Annotated in this window: 14 protein-coding genes; 2 read left to right on the top strand and 12 right to left on the bottom strand. The window is 42.5% G+C overall.

Features of this window, described 5'->3' with window-relative positions; genetic code table 11:
• Nucleotides 1–17: 17 nt before the first annotated feature.
• The 12 genes from RMO03_RS06515 to RMO03_RS06460 are packed head-to-tail and all read right to left on the bottom strand — an operon-like array spanning nucleotide 18 to nucleotide 16,123.
• A complete protein-coding gene (locus RMO03_RS06515; RefSeq protein WP_309641287.1) occupies nucleotides 18–2,984 on the bottom strand; it encodes a hypothetical protein in 2,967 nt (988 codons plus the stop codon).
• Nucleotides 2,985–2,993: 9 nt separating this feature from the next.
• The gene (locus RMO03_RS06510) at nucleotides 2,994–6,023 is read right to left on the bottom strand and encodes a hypothetical protein (protein WP_309641286.1); all 3,030 of its coding nucleotides are present in this window, start codon (nucleotides 6,021–6,023) and stop codon (nucleotides 2,994–2,996) included.
• Nucleotides 6,024–6,032: 9 nt separating this feature from the next.
• Nucleotides 6,033–9,137 (bottom strand): baseplate J/gp47 family protein, encoded by a 3,105-nt coding sequence (locus RMO03_RS06505; protein WP_309641285.1) that lies wholly within the window; start codon nucleotides 9,135–9,137, stop codon nucleotides 6,033–6,035.
• A 9-nt stretch (nucleotides 9,138–9,146) separates the two neighbouring features.
• A complete protein-coding gene (locus tag RMO03_RS06500; protein WP_309641284.1) occupies nucleotides 9,147–9,560 on the bottom strand; it encodes a GPW/gp25 family protein in 414 nt (137 codons plus the stop codon).
• Nucleotides 9,561–9,571: 11 nt separating this feature from the next.
• Entirely contained in the window at nucleotides 9,572–9,859 is a 288-nt protein-coding gene (locus RMO03_RS06495) for a PAAR domain-containing protein (RefSeq protein ID WP_309641283.1), read from the bottom strand.
• A 2-nt stretch (nucleotides 9,860–9,861) separates the two neighbouring features.
• Nucleotides 9,862–11,565, bottom strand: a complete 1,704-nt coding sequence (locus RMO03_RS06490) for a phage baseplate assembly protein V (RefSeq protein WP_309641282.1) — start codon at nucleotides 11,563–11,565, stop codon at nucleotides 9,862–9,864.
• Nucleotides 11,566–11,571: 6 nt separating this feature from the next.
• A complete protein-coding gene (locus RMO03_RS06485; protein WP_309641281.1) occupies nucleotides 11,572–12,342 on the bottom strand; it encodes a hypothetical protein in 771 nt (256 codons plus the stop codon).
• Nucleotides 12,339–12,515, bottom strand: coding sequence for a DUF5908 family protein (locus tag RMO03_RS06480; RefSeq protein WP_309641280.1), 177 nt, complete (start codon nucleotides 12,513–12,515; stop codon nucleotides 12,339–12,341). The genes RMO03_RS06485 and RMO03_RS06480 overlap by 4 nt, the downstream gene beginning before the upstream one ends.
• 9 nt (nucleotides 12,516–12,524) lie before the next feature.
• Nucleotides 12,525–13,052, bottom strand: a complete 528-nt coding sequence (locus RMO03_RS06475) for a phage tail protein (protein ID WP_309641279.1) — start codon at nucleotides 13,050–13,052, stop codon at nucleotides 12,525–12,527.
• Complete coding sequence (locus RMO03_RS06470) at nucleotides 12,988–13,428, bottom strand: phage tail protein (protein ID WP_309641278.1); 441 nt, start codon at nucleotides 13,426–13,428, stop codon at nucleotides 12,988–12,990. The genes RMO03_RS06475 and RMO03_RS06470 overlap by 65 nt, the downstream gene beginning before the upstream one ends.
• 32 nt (nucleotides 13,429–13,460) lie before the next feature.
• Nucleotides 13,461–15,425 carry a phage tail sheath C-terminal domain-containing protein gene (locus tag RMO03_RS06465; protein WP_309641277.1) on the bottom strand — a complete coding sequence of 655 codons (1,965 nt, stop codon included), beginning with the start codon at nucleotides 15,423–15,425 and terminating at the stop codon, nucleotides 13,461–13,463.
• A 32-nt stretch (nucleotides 15,426–15,457) separates the two neighbouring features.
• Complete coding sequence (locus RMO03_RS06460; RefSeq protein ID WP_309641276.1) at nucleotides 15,458–16,123, bottom strand: Pvc16 family protein; 666 nt, start codon at nucleotides 16,121–16,123, stop codon at nucleotides 15,458–15,460.
• A 618-nt stretch (nucleotides 16,124–16,741) separates the two neighbouring features.
• Here RMO03_RS06460 and RMO03_RS06455 point away from each other — a divergent pair.
• Together RMO03_RS06455 and RMO03_RS06450 are read left to right on the top strand one after the other, a co-directional pair.
• Complete coding sequence (locus tag RMO03_RS06455; protein ID WP_309641275.1) at nucleotides 16,742–16,975, top strand: hypothetical protein; 234 nt, start codon at nucleotides 16,742–16,744, stop codon at nucleotides 16,973–16,975.
• 12 nt (nucleotides 16,976–16,987) lie between these two features.
• A partial coding sequence (locus RMO03_RS06450) for a PKD domain-containing protein (protein WP_309641274.1) occupies nucleotides 16,988–19,801 on the top strand: 2,814 nt, incomplete at its 3' end.

Below are 19,801 nucleotides of genomic sequence, written 5' to 3'. Positions count from 1 at the left end.
TTTATTGTTTTTTATTGTTATTGATCGGTATTAAAGTCATTTGTAAAATCGGCGCTGCTGAAATCTGCAGTAATCTTAACTGTTATCGTTTGCGAGCTTTCACAGACCGTTCCGCGTTGTTGTATGATTACGGTGAATTGTTTTTTCGCCGCAAAATCGAAACTATGGGTAACCGTTTTTTGAGTCGTAATCAATACGGCTGAATTATCGCCAAAATCAATTTGGTATTCGCGGTTTTCAGTAATCGAATTGGTGAAAACGAAAGTATCCAAATCGTCTGACATTCGGTCTGCTGTCCATTTTACAGGAGCAGGGGCAAAAACTTCAAATTCAATCGCGTTGCTCGATTCTCCATCCATTTCGTATTGCAGGTTGTAGATTCCCGGCGCCATGTCAGGCTTCACTTTAAGGAAATACTGGCTGCCTACATTGGTCACCAAGCTGGCGCCTGTTCCTTTAAATGTGCCGCCGTTGCTTCCCGCAACGGTCACTTCATGTTTCTCTGTATCGGTAAGGCAGAACTGGAGTGGTTCAAGCGCAATTTTTATTTCCTTGCTTTCGAATTTGAGTTCAAGCACAGGCCCATCACTGCAACAGATATAAGGCAGGAAAAAATCGGCAATGATCAGCTGTTGGAAAGTTTCATTCGAATTGCCTTTTCCAAACCCGAATTCTAATGCTCCTTTGAGGTTTTCAAAAAGAAACCTGCTCACTTCAGGGTCATGGGCGGCTTCGAAATTGAATTTCGCAACTTTAAGCACTTCATCGGCAATCTTATCGGATTCGTCTTCCCATTTTTTAATTACTTCGACTTTGGGTTTGGCTATGACCTGAGATCTATAGCCCGTAAACTTAATATCGGTTTCAAGCTGTTTCTTTATTTTAGGATCAATTCCGATGCTGTTCTTATGCTCGACGACTTGCGCCAACAGATCTTTATGGCCTTTGGGCGGTGGCGGTGTCTTGAATACTGAAGTATCTACATAAACAACCACAAAAGTGCCGCCTTTAGTAACTCCCGCTTTGTGTTCAAGGCCGGGATGTTTTCTGGCAAATGTTGAAAAGAAAAGATCTGAATAGATTTTCTGCCAACGCAACTGTGCCTCTTCAAAAATGACGGTAAACGGGTCATCGAAGAACAATTCTTTAACATCGTCAAGTCTGTCGATAAGGTCTTCAACAAAAACAGAAAGCTTATCCTTACCTGCCTGCAGACAGAAACGATGGAATACGAAAATACGGTTGAGTTCCATGAAAACTTCTTGAAAATCCTTATGGTTGGGCAGGTAGCCTTTGAGGTTTTCTGTCAGCAGTTTTTTCATTTCCGACAGTATATTCTTGAAATTGTTAATACTGGCTTCGGTAAAGAAGGTTTCCGCAATCAGCTTGTCTTTATTCCCAACCATCCAATTGATCACAAACTCGGTGATGTTGTAAACCCTTTTGCGCGCCAAATCATAATCTGTTTCGAGATCGTCCCAACGGCCTTCAAACCTAGAAATATCGATTTCCTTGTTCAGAAAATCAACGGCATTATAGGCTGTAATGCGGAATGGCAGATTATAAGTGTTCTTGATCACCGTGAGTTCCTTGATGGCTTCTTTGTAATTCCTTCCGGTATGCCCTTCAATACGAAAGAAATTATAAGGTTCTATATCGTATCGCAATGGGTTTTTTACTTCATTTTTACCGGTGTAACCTATTTTATCCGAATGATACGACAGTATACTATCGTTTAGGTTTTTCGCCGTAAGCGCCGGATGCCATTTGCGGTTGAGTCCGAGAATATCCTGATAATAGAACGGGATTGATTTTTTTGATAAATCGACATTGCCATACGAAGAAGGCGTTACCTTGATGCGATCGGTTTTATCGATGCGGAAGCCCGTAATGATGTGTTCTAACCTTTGGAAAAGCAGCCTTAATTTTCGCATCTTGATTTGCCGTTTTTTAGCTGCATCAAGCGTACGGATGAAAGGCGTGCGGAAGCGGTTGCTCAGATCCGAATCATTTCCCAAAACTACGTGGAATGGAAACATCGATTCGTCGACGCAGCAAAGCGCCGGATTCACTTCCATAAAATCGATAATTTCATTATAAGCCTGGACAATATCTGAAATCCAGTCCCACAGATATTGCACATTAGAGCCGTTTTTATAGGCATTTACATGCGATTCTATTTCGCCTTTGCTATTGTCCAATACCGGAAAAGCAGCAATACCGCTCATCATTTTAAAGCCTTGATAGATTTTGGCGATCGCAACAGAAATACTGATCAAGTAATTATCATCGTATACTTTGCGGAAACCGTCAAGCACATTGGCCGCAGTAGTAAGGTTGTTGTATAAAACGTTGTAGCGCGGAAAGGCCAAACGCGCATAATTTTCGGGAAGGCTGTGCACGCGAATCAGTTTCTCGCGTGTCAGATCATTGATCGGGATAAGCAGCGGCCGGATGTTGAATTCCATTCGTTTGCCCTTGTCATCGCAATTGGTGGTCACGCAGTTTTTCTGGTCGATAAGCGACATTTCAAGCAATAATATAATCACCTTATCATCGAAAAAACCATTCGGAATATCCTGTTTGCCTTCTGCCGATGAATTCGACTCGAGCAATTCAACACAACTTTTTATCGGTTCGTATTGGCTTCTGTATTTGAAAATAGCATCAAGATAAGGTTCGTCGATGTAATCCGGATTCAGGAATTGTTCCGAAATCTCAACCTCACGATAAGCCGAAAGCGTTTTCTCATCCCAGTTGATCTGAAAGCCCAAAGACGTTACAGCCGTTCCGCACGAAATCCTTACCGAATGCGCATTAGGAAAAGTAAGTGCCGCACCGCATACAATACCGAGTCCCGTTAGCTGTTTTCGGGTAATACGATCCTGTTCTTCGAGGTGGCTTATCGCCTGGTTGAGTTCTTTTTGACTTAAAACCTGATCGGCTTCAAAAACCGGGTAAGCAGGTGTATTATATGCTTCCATGATAATATATTATAAAGTTCCTAATGATGTATTTCCCAGAATAATTGGATTGTTCGATTCGCTCAATCGGCAGTCATACAGGTTTCCTTCAGGATAAATCGTATGCAGTTCCTTAAGCGCTGCAACAAGTTCGTTGAGCGTTGCCCCATAGACCGATTTGTCATCGTCGGTTAAAGTATTGGAGCAGTAATTCAGCCGATAGACGCGATACTTTTCGAGCCAGTTCTTATATTTTTCCTGAAAGGCCAGCAGGTCGTTCTTATTGACCCAGCAAATTTTCAACAGCACATGCGCCGGTGCTTCCTGACGGAATATTTTCTCGGCATACTTGCGGAAAGTCAGGTTTTGGAATCGCGACAGATAACCAGGTAATACCAAGGTAGCTTTGAAAGAATACGGGTCGTTATTTGCTACATCGTCGCAATTGTCGTTAAGGCAAACCGACAGCAAAGTGTCATCCGAAAAAGTGCTGTTGTCGAAAGGACGAAGCAAAATATGTTCAAGACAATAAAAACTTTCGTGGTATTTATTGACTTCCCTGATCATTTTATTGAGGAAGGCGAATGCTTCATCTTTGTTGGGAAAAACCTCATCGACCCTTGCTATTTTCTCTTCTTTTCTAAAAAGATACAGATAATAATTGCCCGAATGTTTTTCAACGCGGTAAAGCAATTGCAGTGTAAAATGCTGCTGAGCCCAATCCCATTTTTGAGGCAGATCAACCGCGGGATTAATGATTTTAAAGCGATAAGACTTGTCTTCCGTTTCGACGGTCCATTGGCTCTGGGTGGTTTTCTCAGTGACAATATCCCTTAAGCGCATATTATTGATGCCGAGTAATTTTGCCGTACGCTTTTCATAACCGCCACGGTTGTCGGAATTCCACATTGCATTGAACTGCAAGGCCGGATTTCCGGGTGTTATTTTAGCATTGAGGTAATCCATACCAAGGCTTCTGTTGCTGCTTATTTTGGGATAGTCGTTAATGAAATTTTGTTTGTCGGCAATCAAATCGTCGTAGTCAAACGACAGTGTTCCCATACCCGCAGTTTCGTTTGAAAGGCGGTACATCATAAAAACATATTCATTAAAATTCTCGGAAAAACGCGCCATCAGATGATCCAAAACGCGATTCCTGCGGTCATAAAATTTGGTGTTCGATTCGTAGAGCGATGCTTCGTCGTCCGGGAATTCGCCATCAAGCAATATGTTTTTCAAATCTGCGGAATAAAGCGATGCGGAATAAAAATCGGCGCCTGAATCCGGATCCTTTTCCAGATAAGCAGGGAAATAGGTGCGATCTATCGGATGGGTATCAAAGAGGTTTTTAGCATGGTATAACTGATTGAAAAAATCTGCCAGAATCTGTTCGTAAAAATACAGGTAGCCTTTGAGTTGTTTGACTTGCGCTTTCCTAAGCGGCTTTTCATTTTCTGAAAGATAATTTTTTCCCAAACCGTAAGCTGCCGGGAATTCATCCTGAATACTATAATAATTTTGCAGCTTATAATGTTCGCCCGCGCCAATCTCAAAATCATTCCTGCTGTTCATGAGTTTCTTCTGATTCGACTGCATTTTATACATCATCACTTTCTGGTCAACCTGCATTTGCTGGGTTTCCGACAATAGAAACGGAATGTTTTTCTGGAACAGCAGCAACTTCGATCTGTGGATGTTGAAAATCGGTTTTACTTCTCCCGAAAGGCCTAAAACCCAGCTCTCATTGATTGACCCCGTTATGGGTTGGCCCAAAAAGTTATAGGCCGTCATGAGTAGGTTTTTGACCGATTTGACGCCCGGAATCTCCATCAACACGGCAATAATATCGGAAGCGTGAATGCCTGTAGGCAATTTGGCCTTTTCAACTTCATCTTCTTTGAGGAAACCATATTGCAGTCTTGGCCCCGTAAAGATTTCTTCCGAATGCAATCCTTCATTAACTAATTGTGAAAGCGTATAAAAGTTGATTTTAGGATTGATCACATTATCGATAGCGATTTGAATCTGTGTCATCACTGCAACAGGATCGAATCCGGTTTCAATTTCTATATCGGCACAAACCGCTACTGGTACTTTTTCGATGACTTCTAAGCATAGATAATCTTCCGTGAGGTTTCGGTTCTGTTGCAATGCTATCGAAACCGCAGAAAATGTTTCTTCGATTTTTTCTTTTTTCTTTTCAAAATCCGAAATGATTTCGCAAACATGGCCTTCATTGTTAAGATAAACCAAAGCGATGTCAAGTTCATCCGGATCATCACAAAAAACCCGAAAACGCAACGTATCACCAGGATGGCCGTATCGATTCACGATCAGGTAAATAATGCCTTGCGTTTTTTCGATGCTGCCGATGGTAATTTCCGATGGCGTATTCATTTTTTTGAACAATCCGGCATCGGGATGATTCCAGTTCGTAAACTGCGGTGTGATTCTGAGGTTAATCCAACGGTCTTCGTGCCAGAAAGGGAATTCGAGCAGCAGTGTATTGAGATCACCCAAAATAGGATCTTCTTCGAGTTCGATTTTTATTTTTCCCAAACCCTTCACATGCAATTCTTCGAGTAATTTCCCATTGCGATCTGTATTCTTGAGGCTGATTTTATCTTCGAGCTTGTTCAGATAGATTTTGGCTTCGCTGTCATTAGGCTCCCAATAACCGTCGGCATCGGTAGTTTTCTTGGTAGGCAAAAGCCATGCATTGGAAATACCTTTGATGTCTATGAGCAATTTTCTGTAATCCATTACGGTTAATGCGGCATTGGGGAAAATCTCTGCTGCTGTAAAAAACGTATTGTTGCTAATCGTGTTTCCGTTATCAGCCAATAAATCGCGGATATCAAAATCGGAACGGTAACCCAATTCCGTAATCGCATAGCACAAGATTTCAAGAATGGTGACGCCCGGATCATGCGGATTATAGTCGGTCCAGAATTTATGGCCGAGCCTTTCCACATATTTGAGTCCCTCTTGCTGCAGGAATTCGAAATCCTGTGAAAGCGGCAGTTTGCGGTCTTTTGGTATGATATATTGTGTTTGCATGATGTTGTTTTATAATTCTTGTATTTGATGCGACTCATCCGGAACAAACAAGGTAAAATCGGTTTGAGGCCTGATTTTGTTCAGGTTTTGAATGGCGCCGCCTATAGTGTTGTTGTCTGCATCTAAGAGAAATTGCTCAACTTTAAAGTCGGTGAGGTAATCCACATAAGGCTGGTTATCAACAAGTCTAATGATTGATGAAAATTCAATTTCCTTCGCAAAATTGATATCGGTGGTGTCATATACCCACGGGCTCAGATAAGTATTGATGGTTTCGGTGAGCTGCTTTGTATAAAGCCTGGTATCCATTCCTGGCTGATCGTGGTATTTTACTTTGAAATGAATCCTTACGCGTTCAGGTTTAGGCGGTTTCACATTGATCCGCGCGTGCGGCGATGCAACTTCGGATAAAAATTTCTTAATCCGAAGCATTTTTTCAAGGCTTAATATGGGTTTCCAGCTTATTATTTCTGTTTTTGAAGATTTTGCCACGGGCACCAACGTTACAAATCCAGCCGAAACATTTGAGATTTCGGTATCATATCGGTAATGGTTCAAGGTTTTTACGCGGTAGACTTCCGGGAATTCCTCAAGCACGATGCGTTCATAATCCCAACTTGTTACAGCCCGGTTTTTATGACGCAATCTTTCACTGGTTCGACGATACAGGAAAGTATCTGCTTCAGTGAGGCGTCCGTCGAAAGAAGGATACGGTTGTAGAAATTTCTTCACGCCTTCGATGCTCTTATCGGATTTGCTGATGGTTTCTTTGGGTGTATTTTCCATAAATACACCGTCGGAATTTCGATAGCTGGTCAGCACCGCTTTGAGGGCTTGCACGTGCACCCCTAAAAAGCGGCTTAGCGCTTTGGTATTGGAAACGGTAAGGCGCAACCAGAACAATCCCGCAGGCAACTTGGTATTGGACGCATTAAAATCGGGCACGGTAAGGTTTACCAATCCTGAACGTGTCAACGACATCGTTTCGTCGCTTAGGGTAGCAGTATCTAGCTTTGTCCAGCTGTTATTGCTTAGAAAATCCCAGGAAACCTCAGCCGGTTCCAATTGTGGGTTTGCGGTACCTTCTTCAAGCTGGATTAAGAAGCTGAGGCTGTCTTTTGGAGCGGATTTCTCAAATCCTAGGTAAATGCTTCCTTGGGGCGTTTCGTTTGGCGTGAATCTGAATACATCTCCGTCAAATTTCATAAACCCATAAGGCAATGCGTGGTATAATTCGATCGGATTATTAGTCGTCATATTGCCCAACTGGATGGTTTCATCCACCGTATAATTGAATGTAAATGACTTCGCTCTAGGTTTATAAGGCAAAGCAGGCGCTGCCAGAGCACTTCCCGCGATAAAGCTTTGCATGAAAGTTTCACCGTCGAAACTGCTGTTTTCGAGTTTAATCCTGAACCTACCGTTGGGTAAATTGGCCGTATTGGCCACTGTATCAAACCTATATTCTTCAATAGGATAAGCATTGGATATGGTCGGAAGTGTTTCTTCATCGGGCGTCCAGACTCCATTTTGAAGGCGCGATACTAATGCAAGATCACTTATCGATTGTTCCACATCCGAATGGGGTTCGAGCGGAATATTAAAAGTAGCCACCGCACCTTTTTTCATAAAGAACTCATTCGAGTTCACCACCATGCCATTGCCGCTTTTGGGAAATTCACCAAAAGGATAAAACGGCTTTTCCGTATCGAGCGTCCCGAAATCGGAATCCAGGACAAAGGATTTGAAATTTTCAACTGCGATTTTTAAATTGATATGGGAAATCGAAGGAAATTCATCCGGTTTCTTAGGTATAATTTTAAGCACCGGATATTGTGTTTCGACTAAAAATTCAGGATGCAGCTTTTTGCTGAAAGGCATGATTTTTTTCTCGCTCGCAAGAATTTCGATCGTTATATAATTATCGCCTTCGATGGTTTCGTTTTTACCATCAACCTTCAAAACCTTTTCTTCGCCTGTAATATAAAACTCGAAATCAGCCGCTTCGAGATTAGTTTCGTTAAACCGCAGCTTGATTGCTCTTTTGCCGCTTTGCAGGAATAGCAACGGGCTTGCAATCATAAGTGCTTCATTGTAGACAGTTTTGTTGGAAGTGAAAACATCAAAACCCTTACCTTTTGCATTCAACTGGAACAAATCGGACTTATAGCGCGCGCCATCCGAATGAATGCTTTCGAAAGCAAAAAGCTTAATCGCATTTACCGGTTGATCCGCAGTCGAAGCGTAAAACTTCTCATTTTGTGCACTGTTCTTGCCTGCGGGGAAAATCGTTCCTTTCGGAATTAGGAATGGCTTTACGTCAAAAGGTTCTACAATCAGATGCACATGATCAGGTCTTGCATTCTGATTTTGCGTGCGCAGTATATCTTTGTAATAAAAATCAAGGTGTTTTTTAGTAAACCCATTGAGGCTTTCTTTAGCGTTCTTCAACAGTTTGAGAAAAGTCAGAAACAAGGTAAAGTGCGGCGTATGTCCTGCGTAATGATTAAGCTGATAGGCTATGGCACTGTTCGAAAAACTCTTCCATGACAGCAGCAATCCGAAAAGCTGCTGCACCAATCTGCCAAATCCCGGGCTTTTTAAAAAAGCCTCCATGTTGGTTGCGGTGTTGATATTGGTTATGATAGCCTGCAATTGCTCTGTAATGAGGTAAGCCGTTGATCGCAGGTTTTCCTTTTCTATAATCTCGTCATCGAGAAGGTTTATTTTTCCGAGCAGCCCTTTATATTCATTGCTGATTTTCTGAAAATATCCTCCGAGCACTTCTTTTTGTATATTCAGGTCGACAAGTGTCAGGACTTCATTCTTTCTACTTTCAAAGGAATCTTGCATCAATTCTACGCTCCAACTTGAAATGGCAATCAGAATGGCGGTCGATTCTCTTGCGAAAAACTCAGCCCAGTCGCCTTCTGCAACATCGGACTGATTATAAAATTTAACCTGCGCGGAAAGCTTTTGCACAAATCGGATAAAATCCTGTTCGTTTCTTTCTTCCAAAAGAAAAAAATCAGGTTGGAGCGCTGCGGCAGTCCTGTCGTTTTGCGCAGTTCCCATTCCTTCGTGTATCGATAATATGCCGTTGCAGTTTGCCATTTTATTTTCCTATTTTACAAATGTGCCTTCCTCCAGATAATAGGGGAATACGAAGTTTTTTCTCGAATTGGTGGTTCTTATAATATAGTTGATTTCAATATTGATGAGTCCTTCGATTGTGTTTTCGGTATGGAAATCAATATCGAGCAAATCGATGCGCGGTTCGAACATCAGGATGGCGTGTTCAATAATACCTTTCATTTTGGTAAGCAATGTTGTCGTTAGGTTCTCATAAAGCATCGCCGTCATGTCGCAACCATAATCCGAACGCATCACCCTTTCTTTGAGTTGCGTTGAAAACAAAATGTGCAGACTCTGATGTATATCGTCTTCATCCGATACTGTTTTTACGCTAGCGGCATTGTTGTTGAACGTTGGCGGAAACCCCCAACCTGTACCTAAAAATGACGGTTCTTGTTTCATGTCTTTGTTTTTTAGCCTCCAATGTTTACGGTTGGAAATCCTCCGGTGATGCTGCCGCCGTGTGCTGTGCTGTCACCCATTCTTACAGCCGGTTTGCCTCCGATTTTCACCGAAACCGACCCTTTAATCAATGCGTCGGGCGGACCGACACAAACACAGCTGTTACCGACAGTTGCCGCAGGCAGGCTTCCTATGAGTACGGAAGTATTGCTACCGGGAAGGATCGGGCCTCCAACATGTGATTTCGGATCGGCTAACGGACACGTATGCATGTCGGTGATTCTTGCTGCTGCTGCCATTTTTAATTGAGATTGATTAATGATCCTTTGAGATCCATTTTTGTGCTTGAGGTGACTTCAACTTGTTTGCCTTCAATTTTGATATTGCCGCTCGCCGCCTTGATGCTGATATCCTTGAAACTTTCTATCACTATTCCCTGGTCATTCAAGGTAATTTTATTGCCATTCTCATCTTCAATAGCGACTCCTTTGAGGTCATCGCTGATGGTGAGTTTGTTCGCTTTTTTTGTGCTGATCTCGATGATTTTCTTTTCATCGTCCATCAGTATGCGCGTGCCTTGCTTGGTCACAAATCCTTTGAAATAATTTTCTTTTTTAATCGGGAATGGCATCGGGTGGGCGCTGCTATACAAACTTCCAAGGATTACCGGCGTATCGGGATTGTTTCCGATGCAGCCCAAAATCACTTCATCGCCTACATCGGGAATAAAATAACTACCCATATCTTTGGAAGCATTCGCATTGGCCAACCTCGCCCAGACACCTTCGCCGCTTTCCGAAAGCGAGGTGATTTTCACGCGAATCCGGAAATGATGGTCGGGGTCGTCTTCAATCTGAAGCACTTTCCCAATCTGCAAACCGTTCACGGTATTAGATTGTCCAATTTGCGCCTGGCTGTTGTTGTGTGCCGGCGCCGCTGTTTGTTCGGTAAACGATTTTTCGCTCTCGAGTCCGTAGGCGTATTCCGTTTTCCAGCAACCGTTTTCAATCATGTGGGTTTCCTGCGTAATGAGTAAAATCTTGTCATCGATTTGAGGATTTACTTTACTGAAACTGATATAATCTCCGGCTTTGGCTTCGAGGTTTCCGAAGGTGGTCACTTTTCCGTTGATGGCAGCAATATTACTTTTGACCAAAACCGCTTCGGCAATGCGTTTGAGTGTATCGGCTGTCAAATGGGTTTGCCCGACGCGAATGGTTTGTGGATTTTCATCCGTGCTTTGCTCCGCGCTTGTTCTGTTTACGGCTTGCGCCTCGATGTCCCAGCTTTCAATGACGACTGAAGATTTCTGCTTCTGGGCATCGACTTTTCCCGAAAATGAAAAAACGTTGATACCGTTTTCTGCCATATAAGATGCCGTTTTCTCGCCATCCTCTTTCAAGATTCCGACTGCATTGAATTCAGCATTGCGCAGCGAAATCAACAACCCGATCGAATCGAGATAACCCACTAGATAATCCCACGGAACGGTCGCATTGTTGTGCGTGATTTTTTCCTTTCCCCAAGGTTTGCCTTTGAGGTTGTCGCTTATTTTTAATTTCCCGTCGATGAAAAGCTTTAGGCGCTCTTCGAAATTCATCGTATTGTTTTCGGGTTCTGTAGACGGTTGTGTGAGTCTGAACGCGATATCTTTGCATTCAATTTTTACAGTAATCTGTGTTGCTTCGGTTTGTTTCTCGAATGATTTGACAATGCCTTTGAAAAGCGTTTTGGGCGGTTTTGCAATATCGGTATCGGGAATCTGCACCTCAATCTCGATGGGTTTGTCCTGCGGTTTGCGGTTGAGGACATCTAATGGAAGTTCACTTTGCTTTTCAAGTCCATCATTGCTCGCAATAAACGTGAATTTGGCGAAAGCGATTTTATTCAATTCAAAATGAACCGTAGCTTCTTTCAACAAACTGTCTAAACCAGAATCATTCCCGGCAATCAGGAATTTAAGCTTTAGCAGCGTTTCGGACGGATAAAAAGGTTGTGCGGCCATTGTCGTTTATTTTATAGGCGGAAACTGTACAGTTTCTCCTGTATTCAGTTTTCTGAAAGTGAGCAATTTGTTGTTTTTCGCCACATCAATATAATAGGCGTTACTATTGTAGATAGATTCCGCCATTAAGGGTAGTTTGTCGTTCATCTTAACTATGCGCTGGTGCGTGAGGTCGGGTGAATTCTTGTTTTCCTTAGCGACCATCACTTTATAATCGACAGTCCCTTTAAACAGGCACTTCACCTTAGCGCGGATTGGCCTGCCGTCTTTTCTGAAAAGCGTATATTCGATGTCCATGCTTTTGAGGCGGCACGACAAACTGTAACCGCCCCAAAGCAGCCTCAGATACGCCGTTTGGTGTGTCTTGCCATTGTATCCCATGAGCAGGTTTTTAAACTGCTCGACATCGGCTTCTACGGTTGCGGCTTCTCCAAACGGATCTACCACGGCGGGTTGAATTGCATTCGTGATATCGCCCTTGAGATCTTCAAAAGTGGGATCGCCTTTGCCTTTTTTGAATTTTGCGGGAGGAACAATTCCAGAGCTGTCGAACAGAAAATCAAAAGTGACTTCCTCGCCTTCAATCTTACTGAATTTGAGATCGCTTCCGGTGGTTCCCATCGCCTGTCCTTCACAGAATACCACGTTGTGTTTCATGGTATATTTTTCGGGATTAAGTTGTACGAAAATGGTTTGCTGATCGGTTTCGGCATAATCCTTTGTCGGGAAAACCTCGATGCGCATTTTATCGATAATGCCCAATAATCCTTTTATCATCTTTCGGCTTTTTCTTTGATTTTTTCCATCACTTTATGAAGGCATTCGCGTACGATTTCCGACTTGAATTCCTGAATTTTTGCCGCATTGATCCTTTGAACCGGATGCAGCTGATCGTCTGTCGTTTCCGTGATACTCACTCTGATACGCAGTTCTTTTATCTCGATAGCCATACTTTTTGTTTAAAACGACGGGATTGGAATTTCCTTGAATGAATTGTATTTAAGCGTAATGGTCTCAATGACGATCTTACTTTCTTCAGCATTGAAATCGCTGCACTCATAGCTTATCGGAATGGCATGCGAAACATACCAGGCTTTTACGGGATTTCCGTTTTCATTAAGCAGTGAAACCACAAGGTTTGCGGGATGGAAAATAAAATTCTCCATGGCTTGCGTGCACCACATCGATAAGCTTGATAAATCGGTCGTCAATCCTCTTTTGAGTACCAAATCCTGATAGCCTGCCCGAACCGGAAAATTGTGTTTGAACTGGTTTTGGCCACCTTCGGTATAAGGTTCGGTTTCCATCGTGACTTTGAGGCCGCTGACGCTCTGAAATCTGGTGTCGACCATAGAAAGCACGGGCAGCAATTCGAAAATTACCGAAAAATGAAAACCTACTAAAGGATCGGCATTCATGCTGTTACGACTTGTATTCAATGGTAAATCCGTGATTGGCAAGTTCGACAGTATCGATTGCCGCTTCATTGGCATCAGATTTCAGATCGCTGCATTTGAGCGATACGATGAAACAGTCGTGCACAGTCCAAACTACGCGCGGTTGCTGATTTTCATCTAATAGTGAAATCGTTACCGTTCTTTTCTCGACCGTATTTTGAGCAACGGTATTATACCATTGGAAGAATTCGTTATCGCCCACAAATACACCTCTTTTCATGGTGATGTTGCCCACTTTTGCGAGCCCCGGATTTTTTTGCTTGAAGAATTGTGGACTCGATCCAACGCGGTGTTCGATTACATCCATCTCTTTATTTAATCCCGATACTTCGGTAAAGGCTATTTTGGTTCCGCCCCAGGCAACGCTAAAATGGAACTTCGGTAGTGGAAAATCAATATTTGGCATGTCTTTATATTTTAAATGTTAATGAATAATTGTTATGATCTTTGTTGTGTTTGTTTGAATTCCAAGATGATGAATTCTGCAGGATGCGATGCCGCGTATCCGATTTTGACGATCAATCTTCCTTCGAGAACATCGAGTGCGCTCATGGTTTCGTTGAGTCCGACTGTTACGAAAAAAGCATCCTCGGGTCTTTTTCCCGCCAAGGCTCCATCTTTCCAGAGTGTGGTCATGAAATTATCAATCATGCCTTTCACACTGACCCAGGTTTGCGATACGTTGGGTTCGAATACGTATTGCATACAGGCTTTTTTGACAGATTCTTCAATCATATTGGCCAATCTTCTTACATTGACATACCGCCAGTCGTTACTATTCCCTGCGAGTGTTCTGCCGCCCCAAACCATAAATCCTTTGCCCGAAAACTTACGAAGCGCATTGATGGATTTTCCGGTATCGCTAATATTCATATCCTCTTGGTCGCTGTCGTTGATATCGGCAGTCAGACTGATGATGCCGTTGATTCCTTTATTCGCAGGCGATATCCAAACACCTCGGTTATTATCGGTTCGGGCATATATCCCAGCCATAGCCCCTGAAGGCGGAACAATATTCATTGTTGCCGATAATTTGGCAATAATTGCCGGATAAATCGGGATGCGGGAAACAAGTCTGTTTTCTTCAAATAGCATCAAGTCGTTTAGTCTTTTCACCGCAGCATCCATAGTATTGATTACTGAAGCGTGCAATTTTTGAAGGAAAAGCTGAATTTTGTCAAAATCCGGAGTGTCATACGGAACGGCAGGAAGCACCGGCGTAATCGTCTTACTAAGGATCGTGTCGTATAGATTTGGATTGGATTGCGGATAAGAAGTTGAAATAACGCCCCAGACACTTTTGAAGTTGGCATCGTTAACATTGAGATTCGCAAGGGGGGGAATTACAGCTGAATTATCAGCTTTTCTGAGCTTTTCATAAGCCGATTTGAAATCGACGATATTCTGTACGTAATCTTTTAGTGAACCGGTAATGATGTCTTTAGCCGCCTTCGAAAACTGTACGTTTGTAAAACTCTCCGGATCGCCAAGTACTACTTTGAGCATCGTGAAGATTTTATCAATCGACGTTTGAATTTTGACGGCATCGTTTATCGGCATAACCAATTTTTTCATATTGTTTGCATCGCTCACCCCAGCCGCAACAGTCCATGACGTATTAACTGTGTCGATGTTTTCCTTCAAAAAATCAAATTGATCAATCGCGGTTTTCAACGATTCATCAGTAGGATAAATCGACTTGAAGTCTTTCCCCGCTCCTAAGGCATCATTGACAGCATCGAACCTGAAATTATACGAATAGCTGCTTTGCAAATACGGATAATAAGCTGCACCGTATTTCAGGCTCTCTGTACTTATTTTATCCCTAAAGGTCGCACAGTCTGTAAAAATCGTGTCGTTAATTGTGTTTCCCTGTTGGACATCAAGAATGGCAAAACGGTCTAAGAGATCACCGCATTGTTTGAGTGCGTGCTGTTGCACAAGGCCTAATTTATCTACCGACAGATTAATTGCATCAGGGAACAGCAATAATGTAGGCTCGTCAAATTTCAGCAATTTGTCTAACCCATCAGTAAAAGGCTTTTGCTCGACGATGTTTGCATCATAATTGCCAATCGAAACCACATAGCACAATCCACCGCCGTTCTCATAAAAAAGGCGCATGCTGTTATAGAGCTTGAATTTGCTATCACTTGCCGTAGTGGTCTCTTTTGGTGCAAGCGTGATGGGCTCGAGTTCGACAGTTAAGTCAGTGGCTGTTGGCGCGCCACCAAAAATCGATTCAAAATCCATAAAGGACTTGATTCGGGTGACCGAATTCGTCCCTTTCTGAGTATAACCCACAAAAGCAGGTATGGCTGTTTCGACTGGCGCTACTGAAGGAGGAAATGCATCAATCTCATTGATATATACTCCGGGTGTTTTTAGAGAACTTACATTCATAATCTTTTCTTTTTATTGTTGATACTGTTTTATTATTCGTTAAGTTTAAATCCTTGAGTTTCGACGATTCCGACCGGATCATCCTTATCATTTTCCCACAACTTGACAGCGCCCTTGAGCACGATTTTATGGGTAAGGGTATTGGCTCCCTGAATCGAGTAAAGCCTCATTTTATATAGCATCGAAGGCATATAGCGAGAACCCAGGCAAGACCACATCTGGTTGAGCTGGTCCATGCTTTGGCTAACCGATTCGAACGTTATTTTGGCGTAATGCAGCTGTTGTGCTTCTGTCTTGGTGGCAAATGTGCTATATTCGATGAGTTCGGTATTGTCGTCTTTATAGTAAAAAGAATTGTTCTGTTGGAAATAGCTGATGACGTTTCTGAGTTTTTCGACACCTTCCATGTATTTTGATAAATCTTTATTATACGAGCTGAATAACAGTGAAATAATCAAGTGTTGCGTCGGATGCCGGAATGCCAACATTTCATTTGCTGTTCTGGTTTCGCGCTGGTAGGTCGATTGATTCTTGAGCGTTTTATCTTCCTCAATATTTACGATAGATAAAATGATTGCCGATTTCGATTCTACAAATTCATCACCATCATTAAGCATAGCGATATTGGTAACATTAATGATATCGTCGGTCGGATCAATGAGTTTTACGAGTTTTTCTATGATGGTTTTGAGGTTCATGTCTACTCCTTATTTAGATTCAGAAAAATCACAAAACCAAAGCAACTAAAATAAAACCAGCGACTTGCAAGGTTATAGCCCTGATTTGGAAGGGTGTCTTTCCTGAATTTTATAGGGTGAAAATACTTACGGCAAGTTGCCCGGGTGTCAAAGTGTGTTGCAATTGGAGTCCGCTGTCTCCAATATTCGGCATACATCATTTTAAGAAGGTATGCATACTTCAAAAGTCTGTTCTATTGAATCAACAGCTGCGTGAGGGATAGCAGCGGTATCCTTTTGTGCCGTTGTTCGGCGCGAAAGATTTAGCGAATAGCCCGACCCTTTTCGGGGCACGCCCAAAATAGCAATCAAAATCACGTTGCGATATTGTTTGTTTTTTGTAAATATTCTTATTTATAATGGTTTTAAAAATTAAAATTCACAACGAATTCTTTAAACTATTTAGAAAATATCTATATATTTGACATCCCCTTTTTCTACGCATGCAGTACTTGATTTTACTGTTTTGTACTACCGAATTTAATAAATATTAGCGCTTGATTGAAGTTCAATTTTTTTTGAACTTATCCTTTTTAAAACGCACCTATAGTTTTTCTATAGTAATTTATTGATTGAAAAATGCATAAAAATTTACTTTCCGTTTTGCTTCTTTTATTTTTGACGAGCCGTGGTTTTTCGCAAGCATTGCCATTGAAGACGGACAAGCCTAATGATTCTTTAAAAAAGGCTGCGGTATTCAAAAAAATTGAGTTGCCTGCCGATCAGAAAGTGTCGCCCGAAATTTTTTATATCATCAATGACAAGCCTGTAAGCCGCGAAGAATACCTCAAACAGAACAAGAAGAAACAATAAAACTAAAAGAGCATGAAGTTTACTTTCCCTTTTTTGGTGACTTTTCTTGTGTCTGTTTTATGCACACAGTTTGCTTATGCACAACCGCCAAATGACACTTGTTTGACTGCTGAACCTATAGCGGTTGGTGTTGGGTCTTGTACTTCTATATTATATACTAATGTTGCTGCAACTACGACGGGAAATCCTGCGACGCCTGGTTGTTGGTTGCCCAATAGCATGAGTCATACCGTGTGGTTTTCTTTTGTAGCTACTGTAGCTGACATAGAGATTAATACCAATTTCGGTGGTACGTTGGCCAATACACAAGTGGCGATTTATAGTGGTGGTTGTGGCGCTTTGACATTGTTAGGCTGTCAGGAAGACGTGAATACTGCGGGCGGTTTGTTTCATACAGATGTCATTTTGCATGGATTAACCATTGGAAACACCTATTATATTGCAGTCGACGGAAATGGAAATACTACGGGAACTTTTGGCGTTTGTGCGCAAGAGTCGTTACCTATTGGACCTGCTTTACCCACTCAAGATTGCACAGGAGCTCAGACGCTATGTGGCTTAGGGTCGATATCCGTGCCAAATGGTGTTGGAGGTATTGGTAGTTCTCAAGAGGCTCCAAGTTGTTTTGGAGCGCCTGGAGAGCGATCGTCTAACTGGTATACATTTACCGCGGCAACTTCGGGTGTCTTGGCATTTACAATTGTTCCTAACACTTCTATTGATTATGATTTTGCGATTTATAATACTACGACCGCTTGCCTAGGAACTGAAATTTCTTGCAACTGGAGTGGTGTTCTTGGAGCTAACGGAACCACGGGTTTAGGTTGTGCGGGTACCCAATGTAATCCTACTTTAGCAGTCACTGCCGGTCAAACGTATACCATTTTAGTAGATCGATTTACGGCGGCATCGAATTCCGGATTTACGTTAGATTTTGCAGGAACTACGGCTACTTTTGCGAGCCCAAATCCGACTTTTACCGCCACGACGGCTTGTATTGGGAATGCGACTCAATTTACCAATACTACCAACGGGAATTTTACTTACAGTTGGAATTTTGGAGATGGATTTACTTCCAATCTTGAGAATCCATCGCATACTTATGCGGCTAGTGGTCCACATTCGGTTACGTTGTTGGTTACTGCTGTTCCAGGTGGTTGTCAAAATTCTATTACGCAAACCGTTACTGTTAATCCTTTGCCGACGGTCAATGCTGGAACTGGAGGTTCGGTTTGTCCGGGTGCTTGTATTAATTTAAGTGGATCGACTAATGCGGTTGGATCGACCGGGATTGCTTCTTTTAATAACATGACATCTTATCCAATTCCAGATAATGATCCTACCGGAGTTTTATCGCCTATAACTGTTTCTGGGTTGAGCCCGGCTACAATTAATGCTACTTCTATTGCTTCTGTTTGTATTAATTTAACGCATGATTTCGATGGTGATTTGGATATTTTTCTTCAATGTCCTGATGGAACCAGAATTGATTTATCATCGGATAACGGTAGTTTTGATATCGACTATACGAACACTTGTTTTTCAGCAACTGCAGCAACGCCAATTACGGCAGGAACAGCACCTTTTACGGGTACATTTACGCCCGAACAAGCTTTTACTTTATTGAATGGTTGTACCGCTAACGGCGTTTGGCAATTGTTTGTTCGAGATGATACTGGATTTGATGTAGGCACTATAGACGATTGGACGATTTCTTTTAATAACAATCTACCGGCTTTCACTTGGTCGCCAACAACGGCAATGACCAATGCCAATACACTTACACCTACGGTTTGCCCGACAGTCCCAACAACCTATACATTGACCGCAAATAATGGCGTCGGATGTACTACCACAAGCTCGGTTAGTATTGGTATTACTGCGGGGCCGACGGCAACGATTGCTTATTCTTCTACTAATTATTGTACTACGGATGCTGTTCAGTCTGTAACTTTGAATGGTACGGGTGCTTTTACCGGTGGTGCTTATTCTTCTACAGCTGGACTTTCTATTAATCCTGCTACGGGAGCGATTACGCCAAGCACAAGCACACCCGGGCCATATACGGTTACCTATACGATTCCTGCTTCTGGAGGCTGTCCGTCAACAACTGTAACAACTAATATAACTATTACCGCGCCGCCTATTGCTGGAACTTTAAGTGGTAATCAAAACATTTGTGTTGGTCTCACTTCTGTGTTTTCATCAACATCTGTTGGTGGAACTTGGGCTTCTTCGGATGTGACGGTCGCTACTATTAATAGTGCTTCTGGACTTGTCACCGGTATTGCTGCTGGAACCGCTACCATGACTTATACTGTTTTAGGAACTGGTGGTTGTAGTAATGTAACGGCTACTAGAACGGTGACAGTAACCGCTGCAGCGGTTGTTGGAACTTTAAGTGGCAATCAAAATATTTGTGTGGGACTCACTTCTGTGTTTTCTTCAACTGCTGTTGGTGGCACTTGGAGTTCTTCTGATGTGACGGTCGCTACTATTAATAGTGCTTCTGGACTTGTCACTGGTGTTGCTGCTGGAACGGCTACCATGACTTATACTGTTCTTGGAACTGGTGGTTGTAGTAATGTAACGGCGACTAGAACGGTCACGGTGACTGCTGCTCCTATTGCCGGAACTTTAAGTGGTAATCAAAGTATTTGTGTGGGACTCACTTCTGTGTTTTCATCAACATCTGTTGGTGGAACTTGGGCTTCTTCGGATGTGACGGTCGCTACTATTAATAGTGCTTCCGGACTTGTCACTGGTGTTGCTGCCGGAACCGCTACCATGACTTATACTGTTTTAGGAACTGGTGGTTGTAGTAAT

This window comes from Flavobacterium sp., from assembly GCF_031411595.1.
In the GTDB taxonomy this organism is placed as follows: Bacteria; Bacteroidota; Bacteroidia; order Flavobacteriales; family Flavobacteriaceae; genus Flavobacterium.
The sequence above is the reverse complement of the archived record's forward strand: the minus strand, read 5'-3'. Positions and strand labels throughout refer to the sequence as shown.